Here is a 9,543-nt window from a genome sequence, read left to right on the forward strand (position 1 = left end):
AAATGGAATATATGTTATGTTTTTCTAGTGATTATACATTCTTATATTCTTATAAAGGGAGAAAAATATATGATTCTTACAAAAATACGGTTCGTTATCTCTAGTTCATTAATTCCCTATTCTTTGAACAATGACATAATACATGGAATTATATCAACGATTTTTCAAATATATCTATCACAACTCTAAATATATCAACGATTCAACATAGAATACTGATTCACCGACAACGAAAAGTCTGTTCCAGAACGGAACAAACTTTATATTTCTTCATTACGACCGAAACGCCGCATCCGCCAGCATAGATAGTGTTGCATCATCCATCGGCGGATTGTGTAGTCCTGCTCTGACGTTTAAATAATAGCGATGAAGCGGATTTTTTTCTGATAAACTTTTCGCCCCTACGATGCGCATTGCTTTATCTACAATAGATATTGCCGCGTTCGTTACAACATATTTCGCAGCTGCTAGTTCGGCTTGCAATGATAATTTATCTTCTGCCTCATCGTATTTTTTCGCAATTTGATATAAAAAGACGCGAGCTTGCATAAGCTCAAGTTCTAATTCTCCAACTAATCTTCTAACATTCGGTAATAAACTAATAGAATGATTTAAACTATTTGGCTTGTATGATCCCGCAAACTGAACTGCATAATTTCTTGCTGATTGTGCAATTCCTAAATAACATGCTGGTATATGAAGTAACCAGCCAATCCCCTTAGCTTTAACCTTTGAACCCTTTATATCAGTGAAAAAGCGATCTGGTATCTCTACATTTTGTAAAACAAGATCATGGCTCGCAGTTCCTCGCATTGCGATACTATCCCACGTTTCTTCAATTATTACGCCTATCGTATTCTTTGGAATGACAAACTCTCCGATTTCTTCCTGGCCTTCAATACTTGCTGAAATGATAAAATAATCAAGTACTGGCGCCATTGTCGTAAACGTTTTTCTTCCATTTATAATCCACTTCTCACCTTTTTTGACAGCTAACGTCTCTGGTTTCCCGCCGCGCGTAGGACTCCCCGTATTCGGTTCTGTTGCAGCTCTATTAAAAAGCGCACCATTACGTACTTCTTCACAAAACCAAGTAAACATTTCCTCATTCCAAGAGCGATTTTCAGCTAATTCCTTTACAATGCCAAGGTGCCATCCAATTGATAATGCGGTGGCACCGCATCCTTCTGCTATTTTCTCTTGAAATAAAACGAAGTCATATAAAGAAATCGCATTGCCTCCCAATTCTTTTGGCAACGTTAATTTCGTATATCCGATATCTTTCAAATTATTAATATTTTCATACGGAAATGATCCTAATTCACTTAGTTGATGCTCCCTTTCCATGAACTTCGGAATCAATTTATTTATTTTCTCAATAACTAAAGATTGTTCTTCTGTTTCAACAAATGAGAGTGCCATACATAATCTCCTTTATGTTCGATTCATAAACCGTTCATTTTGTCATTATGATTATATGAAGTTACCTCTCTATTGTTTCACTATTCCGATAAAAATACAATGCTTTTGAACAATAAGAAAAGTTCCTATATGAAAGGATAGATTCTTTTCTTATATTAATCCCCTTTCAATGCCTTTAATGGCAAAGAGGTTACATATCCAATATACGAGCATAATTCTTTAAAAAAGAAAGGGATTTCTGTATCTAACGTTTTATACGCTGACGTTGGAGTTGGTGATGCATACGCTTCAATTTTAAGATGTTTTGCAATTTTCATCGCACGTTTCATATGAAGTGGATCACTCACGATCGTATATGTGTGTATTCCGTTCTCTATTCCAACTTGCTTTGCATTCTTTAAATTCTCCTCTGTGAAAAGAGATTTTGTTTCAATTAAAATATCCTCATCTTTTACACCATGTTTCAGTGCATACACTCTAGCAGTACGCGCTTCCTCAAGCTCTGCCTCAAACTTTGTACCACCTGTGAAAATAATCTTTTTAATATTACCGTTCTTATATAAAGAAATTGCATGATTAATTCTTTCTTTAAATACAGGAGATGGTTTTCCGTTCCATGAAGCTGCTCCCAGCACAATGCCAGCATCTGTCTTCACACCATCATCTGTTTTAAAGCGATAACTCCAAATATCGTAAGCTGCATAACTTACATATAAAATAATAGAACAAATCATAAGCAAGAATACTTGCAAGATTCTTCTTTTCTTACTTTTCTTATTTTCTTTCATTTATAACTGCCTCCGTACATCATCCATACTTCTATATAAAAACGTATATATCAAATCATTTTGTTTGAATTTGTTTAAAAGAAGGAATTTTTCTTGTCATATATATTCATTAAAGGGTTTTCATTTAAAATTGAGGATTATCAATTCATTTTTCGTTTGCGGTTTCATTACATTTGTATAATTTATAAGTTTATTACCATACAACTACATTGTAACGAATTTTTTATCATAATGGAATGATGAAACAAAAGAAGTAACTGTTTTGTAAGAAAAAAGGTATATTTTTCATCTTGACGATCAATACACCTTTCTTAATATGAATTATCGTTTTTCTTTATACGACTCTAATTTTTCTAATAACCGTTCTTTTACAGCTGGCCATTCACTTGCAATAACACTGTATACAACTGCATCTCTAACATGTCCACTCGGTAATTTTCTTTCGTTTCTAAGTACCCCCTCTTTTACTGCGCCGAGTCTTTCAATTGCTCTTTGTGCTTTTTCATTTCGGGCATCCGTCTTAATTTGTACTCTCCGCATATGCAATTTTTCAAAAGCATATTGTAATAACATATACTTACATTCTGTATTCATACTCGTACGCTGTACACTCGGGTCATACCACGTTTGCCCTAATTCCACTGTCTTATCTTCAACTGAAATGTTATATAAGCGTGTACTCCCTACTATTTCATTCGTCTTTTCATCAACAACAACAAATGGCAAATCTTTACCTGCCCCATAAGCTTTTATCGCCTTTTGAACATATTGCTGCATATCTTGAACAGTATCCATTTTAGAGATTAAATACGCCCAAATATCTCGATTTCCTTCCACGATTGAAAACATTTTTTCGACATCATTGCTATCTATTAACCGTAACTTTGCTCTTTCGTGAACAATTTCCATTTATTACCCCTCCCCTCTTGTAACTATATCATACAAAACAATAACGTATTATCTATATATTTTAAAACGAATACCATTAAAAAACTCGCTTTTCTTTAAAGCGAGTTCATTCATTATAGAAGTATGTATGCAATCGGTGTAATAATCAACAACGTTAAAATCGTTCTTTGCACATATAAAATAATAAGTTCAGATACTTTTAACGGAATATCTGTTGATAATATACAAGGGATTGATGCGGAGAAAAACAATATAGATGACACCGAAACAACCGCAATAACAAACTTTGTCACGAGTGGTGCACTTACAACTAAAAGAGAAGGTAAAAACATTTCTGCAATACCAACTGATGCTGCTTTAGCAGCTAGTTCCGCTTCTGGGAGCTGTAAAGCCCATGTAAATGGGTAGAAAATATAACTAACCCAATCAAATATTGGCGTAAACTTTGCCAAGACGATACCAATTAATCCTACTGACATAATAGATGGTAAAATCCCCATCGTCATTATAAATCCGTCTTTTAAATTCACTGCGATATTTTTCATAATACTCGGTGCAGATTTTGATACTTCTAACGCATCTTCCCAAGCTCGCTCTAACATTTTCTCTTTATAAACGGGCTCTGGGAATCCTTCTTTCGTAATATATGTATCTGGTTTTCTACTAAGTGGCGGGATTCTTACGGTGATAGCAGTCACGATGAATGTTACAACAAGCGTAGTCCAAAAATAAACATTCCATAAATGCATAATGTCTAGTGTTTTTGCGATAATGATCATAAATGTTGCGGATACTGTTGAAAAGCCTGTTGCGATAATCGCTGCTTCTTTCGTCGTATACTTTCCTTCTTTATAAACGCGGTTAGTAATTAATAAGGCTAACGAATAGCTTCCTACAAATGAAGCAACCGCATCAATTGCTGATCGCCCAGGTGTTTTCCATAACGGTCTCATAATCGGACGACAAAACGTGCCGATAAACTCAAGCAATCCGTACCCGACTAATAACGCTAAAAATGCCGAGCCAATTGGAACGAGTAAACTTACTGATATAACTAACTTCTCATACAAAAACGGGCCAACATCTGGCGAAAAGAACCAAGCTGGTCCTACTTTCAAACAATATAATACGCCAAAAACAACACCTACTACTTTTAAAATAGAAAAACAAATTTCTACAATAGATGCATTCCATTTCTTCGTATAAAATGGATAAATCGCACCAATTATCATTACAAGTAATGCGTAATATGGTACTACAGAAGGAACTGAAGTCCGAATCCACGATACAATATGATCAATCATAATAGACGAAGCACCGTTTATCGTAACTGGTACGAAAAACATAAACACCCCAACTAGACTAGCAAGTATAAACCGAAGAATAATCCCCTTCTCTCGCCCTGTCTTAATTACATTACTTTTTAATTCAATTTCACTCAAAATTCGACACCTCCTATTATCTAAATATTCTGTACAATAACGTTAGAATCCTTCTTTCTATTCCTAATATTTAATCATATGAAAAAGCCTATTTTGAAATATACGATCAAAATAGGCTTTTTTCTATTCCCCTGCATAATCATCCACAGTCACTTGAATCACACGATAAGATTCTTCTGCTACTTTCTCATTACTCCCCCTATGCGCATCATATGTAATTAACGCCTTCCAAAGCGCCCACCCTCTCGCTCTATTCCACGTTTCTTCATCCATACGTAATGCTTCTTTAAATACCTTTCTACTATTCTTATGAAAAAATGTCCATGCCATCGCTGCATCACAAGCAGGGTCTCCTACTCCTAAAATACCAAAATCAATTACGGCACAAAGCTTTCCATCTTTAACAAGTAAGTTACCCGGTGCAACATCTCCATGAACCCAAACTGATTTATGGTCCCATGTTGACCTAAGTGCTAAATCCCAAAAATGTTTTAATAATGTCTCATCAAAAACATCCTTATTATTTTCAATGGCTACTCTTGCCTCTTCATCGTATACAGATATAAACCCGCCTCGGTAAAAATTATGTTCTCCAGCCACTGGCCCGTTACTCGCATCAATTGATTGTAACTCTATTAAAAATGAGCCTAAGTCCGCCGCAAACTCATCTAAGTCACGAACATTTTCTTTCGTAACCGTTTCTCCCTCTATCCATTTATTAATAGACCAAGGCCACGGATACTCTTCAGAAGGATTCCCTTTCGCAATTGGTGCAGAAATTGGTAAAGAAAGTTCCTTACTTAATATAGGAAGCCAACTGTTTTCTTTCTCTACTTGTGGTACATATGCTGCATCACTTGGCAACCTGACACTCATCCCGTCCCCTAAATGAAATGTTCTATTATCGTTCCCGCTAAGCTTTACAGGTTTCACTTCTAAATGTGCCCATTTAGGAAATTGCTCTTGTATTAACTTTTTAACTAAATCAGCAGTAATATGATTCATTTACTTCCCCCTTTATATACCTATCACATGGATAAACGAGTTCTTCCATCATTTTCATCTGTAACATATTCAACATAAAACCCTTGATCAATTGCGTTTTCATACATTATATAACACAATTAACTACTACATCTTAAATATCTCTTCTATGTTACCTAGCTTATATCTCAACATGAAAAAACCGCCCCACTACTAGTGAAACGGTTTTTCCTCTACTATTTTTCAAGCATTTACTTCAGTTTTATGTTCCTTTCCTACACTACGCTTTAAAGCTGTTCCAAGTATGATAACCATACTTACTACACCAATCCAAACGAGCACAGTAAGTGGCGTATTCCAAGCTAATCCTTTTCCGAAGAAGAATATTTCTCTTAGACCTTCTATCATGAATCGCATCGGTAACCAAGAGTAAATCCAGTCTTGATAAAATGGCGACATTATTTCAGGCGCTAGCGCCAATAGCGGTGCACCAAAGAAAAGTAACAGTGCAAATATACCTATTCCCTTTAATCCCATTAATGAAAGAACAACCGAAATCATTAAGAAGAAACTAAATGATGTAATGGATAAAAATAAAGCTGTATCCATGAAATTCGGGATATTTAATCCTACCATTCCGTCTGCGATCCACGTCAGTCCAAATCCAATTACAAGCGCCGCGATAGCTCCTGTTACTATTTGTTTTATTTTTAATATGAAGTTTTCTTTTCGTGTACTAATCGGCATTTTACTTATCGCAATAAAGATGATTGCTGAACTTGGATCAAATCCTTCTCCGACAACGCCGTTTGTACTTATCACTTCTATCCTTGAATTTTTAAACGAAAATAGTGATTTTATGAAAGCTGTACTAAGCCCAAAAGGAGATTTATCTTTCCAAACAAAATTGAAAGACTTCATGTGGAAAACACTATTTGAAGATACGAATGGCGCTCTCATTAATAAGGAAAATTTACTTGTTCCAAGTCAATACTTAGCTTCTTATATGGCATCTGCTCATATAGGTGTCATTCAGCAATGGTTAAATAATGGACAAAAAGAAACACCGGAGGAAATTGCTCGTATTTTATCAACAATCGCAGTTCATGGACCCTTTTATGCAGCTGGCTTAAAAAAATAAGCTTGCCTGCATAGAAACATGATTTAATCAATCTGAACATCAACAAACTTCTAAATGAAATATATGGCTGAGTAGTTACTATTATTATTAATAACTTGAAATTTATGTTCCTATGAAAAAAGCTGTTGAAAGAAATCCTCTTCAACAGCTTCTCCATTATTAACGATATAAACGAACTGCACCTGCAGTATTATCATCTGCTTGTCCAACTACTTCAAATTTCAATCCAAACTTCGGTACTTTACGTCCTGCATCTGGGATTAAATCGTTCATATACGATTTAGAATCATCAAACTTCGTTACACCTGGTAACCCTTTGTAATCATATGTTCCGCGTGTTGGAGATACAACTTTCCATGCTGGCGTTTGGTTAAAGGAGAACGCAGCATCTGCGATTTGGTATCGTGTACTATTTTTAACAGTTGGTTTGCCGTTTAGCGTTCCAACAATTGCCTCTGGGTGAGAGTCAACAACCCCTAAGAAACCTTCGCCTGGATGCATACCTACCCAATTATCTGTAAAGCTAGAGTCTGCATACCATACAACAAGACCTGTATTATACGGTACACCACCGCTATATTTTAACGCTTGATCAGCACCAGCGTAGTTTCTCCACTCTAAATAATAGTTATGTTTCTTCTTATCAAAACCGTTTGCTGTAACGAAACCATTTAATTTTAATTTCGCTTCGCCTTCTGCATCATCAGAGAACACAACATTTCCATCTACAGTTAATGTAGCGTTATCAAGAGTAAAACCGTTCGGTGCTAAACCACCATCTGTAATGTATTCGAATACCAGTTTTATTTTTTGTCCTTTAAATTGGCTTAAGTCATATGACTTATCTACCCATTTACCATCCGTTGTGTCTAGACCATTTTTCACATTCTTTTCGCCAATTCGATCCACTAACGTTTTCTTATCATCCTCTGTCACTGCATGTACTTCAAGGAAGTCATAATCTGTTTCAATTTCATACAATGATTTGTAATCAAACTTCGCCATTGTTGCATTTGTTAAATCAAACACTGGCGTTTCTATTGTTGTATGAAGATTATCACCTTTTGTACTATAGTAATATTTCTTACCGAATGCAGGCTGAATACCTTTTACATCTTTATCTGGTAAGTTAACGCGAATCAGACCAGGACGAGCTGATTTCGTTACACTTTGATCTAAGTACGTCGCAAGACCTATACCGCGATTTAATTTATCATAGTCAATCTCTACAATATTTGCCCAGTTTCCACCCATGTTCTTTTGAAAGAACTCTTTGTTTTGCGGAGAGAAACTCGGTGGCGTTGAACCTGCAATTTTACCAGCCCAGCTGCCGCCGCTCATAACAGACCAAGAATTAATTGGCTCACCTGATCCTGAGTACTTCGTATCATACTCATCTGGAAGACCTAAATCATGACCAAATTCATGTGCGAATACACCAACTGCTCCGTCTTCTGGCTCAATTGTGTAGTCGTATGCTGCCATTTTGCCGCCCCAGTTATCAACCTTTGCTTTTGTTCCTTCAATTGGATATGGTGTTCCAAGGTTCCAGCGATGTGACCAAATTGCATCATCACCTAGTCTACCACCGCCTCCATCTTGCCCAACTCCAGCGTGAATGACCATTAAGTGATCAATAAGACCATCTGATTCGTTTTTATTGCCATCACCATTATTGTCATATTGATCGTATTGGTCAAATTCAGATAAATCAATACCACTTTCTACAGCTGCATTTAATGCCTCTTTTACAAAATCACGAGGTCCTTTTGGTCCTTTATTATCATGACCGCCATCTCCTGCATCTGCACCATAATCCGCTGCTGTACCTGGAACTGTCAACCACTTTGTTACTGTCCCATCGACTGTATAACTACCACCAGATTGCTCTTCATAATATTGTTTAAATGTTGGGACTTTTGAACCATCAAAGAGTGTAAACGGCTCATTACCAAATAACATTTTTTGATAATGTTCTGGATTAAAATCATTTGAATACATATAACCTGGTACTTGATCAATATTGTTATGCTTAAAGTCAGCAAACTCTACTAGCAATACAAGAACTTTATCTTTACGAACATCACCGTTATATTGTTTTTGCTTCGCTGAAGTAGTTGGTACTTTGCCGTTTAATCCCCCTTTAACCGGCTCTTGTCCAGCTACCGGGCCACTAATAGGTTGATTTGCTTTTTCTTTCTCATCTGCTTTTGCATCTTTAACCTTTTTCAAAAAATCAGAAGCTTCTCTCGTAACACTGTCCCCCGCTGCTGGTTCTTTTCCAGCATTTTCGCCTTTTTTCTTCTCTACGTATTTTTCAACAGCTTTTAATGTGTCTTCTTTCGACGTAGATTCACTAATTACACCGCGTTTCTTGAGCGCATCTGCTAAGCGCTCCTCTGGAATTAAATTTTCATCAATTGGACTTAAAGCTCCTACATTAGACGGCGTCGCCGCATAAACAGATTGACTACCAAATCCAAATGTGCAACTAAGCACAGCTGTCGCCGCAAGCGTAGACAGCACTTTAAAAGGCTTTTTCTTCATCCCCATTCCTCCCCAATATTAAATACGTTACAACGTTTATATAATAAAGAATATTCTAATAATTTGCAATATACTGTCTTGATTTGTAATATTTTTGAAAATATTCTTTGTTTTAGATTGGTATACATTCTGATTCATCGATATTTATGGTTGCTTCTTGCATGTGAATTAGAATCGTGGCATGTATGTTTTCTTCTACGACAAGGACATCCAAAGAAATCCAATCCATATGCTCATTTTTATTTTGATCTTCAGTTTCAGGTGATAGCAGTTGACTTAAAATCATAAAGAAATCGTCCACTATATTTAG

General features: G+C 36.1%; 6 protein-coding genes and 4 pseudogenes. 1 reads left to right on the forward strand and 9 read right to left on the reverse strand.

The window, feature by feature from the left end:
* Positions 1-273: 273 nt before the first annotated feature.
* The 7 genes and pseudogenes from AB3X48_RS13380 to AB3X48_RS13410 all read right to left on the reverse strand — a co-directional run.
* Positions 274-1,422 (reverse strand): acyl-CoA dehydrogenase family protein, encoded by a 1,149-nt coding sequence (locus tag AB3X48_RS13380; protein ID WP_016105319.1) that lies wholly within the window; start codon positions 1,420-1,422, stop codon positions 274-276.
* 155 nt (positions 1,423-1,577) lie between these two features.
* Positions 1,578-2,210, reverse strand: coding sequence for a YdcF family protein (locus AB3X48_RS13385; protein ID WP_002161257.1), 633 nt, complete (start codon positions 2,208-2,210; stop codon positions 1,578-1,580).
* A gap of 321 nt (positions 2,211-2,531) precedes the next feature.
* Positions 2,532-3,119 carry a GNAT family N-acetyltransferase gene (locus tag AB3X48_RS13390; RefSeq protein WP_016105320.1) on the reverse strand — a complete coding sequence of 196 codons (588 nt, stop codon included), beginning with the start codon at positions 3,117-3,119 and terminating at the stop codon, positions 2,532-2,534.
* Between the two features lie 113 nt (positions 3,120-3,232).
* The gene (locus tag AB3X48_RS13395; RefSeq protein WP_016105321.1) at positions 3,233-4,561 is read right to left on the reverse strand and encodes a YjiH family protein; all 1,329 of its coding nucleotides are present in this window, start codon (positions 4,559-4,561) and stop codon (positions 3,233-3,235) included.
* A 123-nt stretch (positions 4,562-4,684) separates the two neighbouring features.
* A complete protein-coding gene (locus AB3X48_RS13400; RefSeq protein WP_088099208.1) occupies positions 4,685-5,566 on the reverse strand; it encodes an aminoglycoside phosphotransferase family protein in 882 nt (293 codons plus the stop codon).
* Positions 5,567-5,589: 23 nt separating this feature from the next.
* Positions 5,590-5,676 (reverse strand): annotated as a pseudogene (locus AB3X48_RS13405) (DUF2691 family protein); the annotation flags it as partial.
* Between the two features lie 112 nt (positions 5,677-5,788).
* Positions 5,789-6,325: pseudogene (locus AB3X48_RS13410) on the reverse strand (ABC-2 transporter permease); the annotation flags it as partial.
* Between AB3X48_RS13410 and AB3X48_RS13415 the strand changes: the two are divergent.
* Positions 6,309-6,686: pseudogene (locus AB3X48_RS13415) on the forward strand (TetR-like C-terminal domain-containing protein); the annotation flags it as partial. The pseudogenes AB3X48_RS13410 and AB3X48_RS13415 overlap by 17 nt on opposite strands.
* 159 nt (positions 6,687-6,845) lie before the next feature.
* Here AB3X48_RS13415 and AB3X48_RS13420 read toward each other — a convergent pair.
* Both AB3X48_RS13420 and AB3X48_RS13425 read right to left on the reverse strand, forming a co-directional pair.
* A complete protein-coding gene (locus tag AB3X48_RS13420; protein ID WP_016105325.1) occupies positions 6,846-9,233 on the reverse strand; it encodes an immune inhibitor A domain-containing protein in 2,388 nt (795 codons plus the stop codon).
* Positions 9,234-9,345: 112 nt separating this feature from the next.
* Positions 9,346-9,543: pseudogene (locus tag AB3X48_RS13425) on the reverse strand (hypothetical protein); the annotation flags it as partial.

This window comes from Bacillus sp. S4, from assembly GCF_040838205.1.
GTDB lineage: Bacteria > Bacillota > Bacilli > Bacillales > Bacillaceae_G > Bacillus_A > Bacillus_A cereus_U.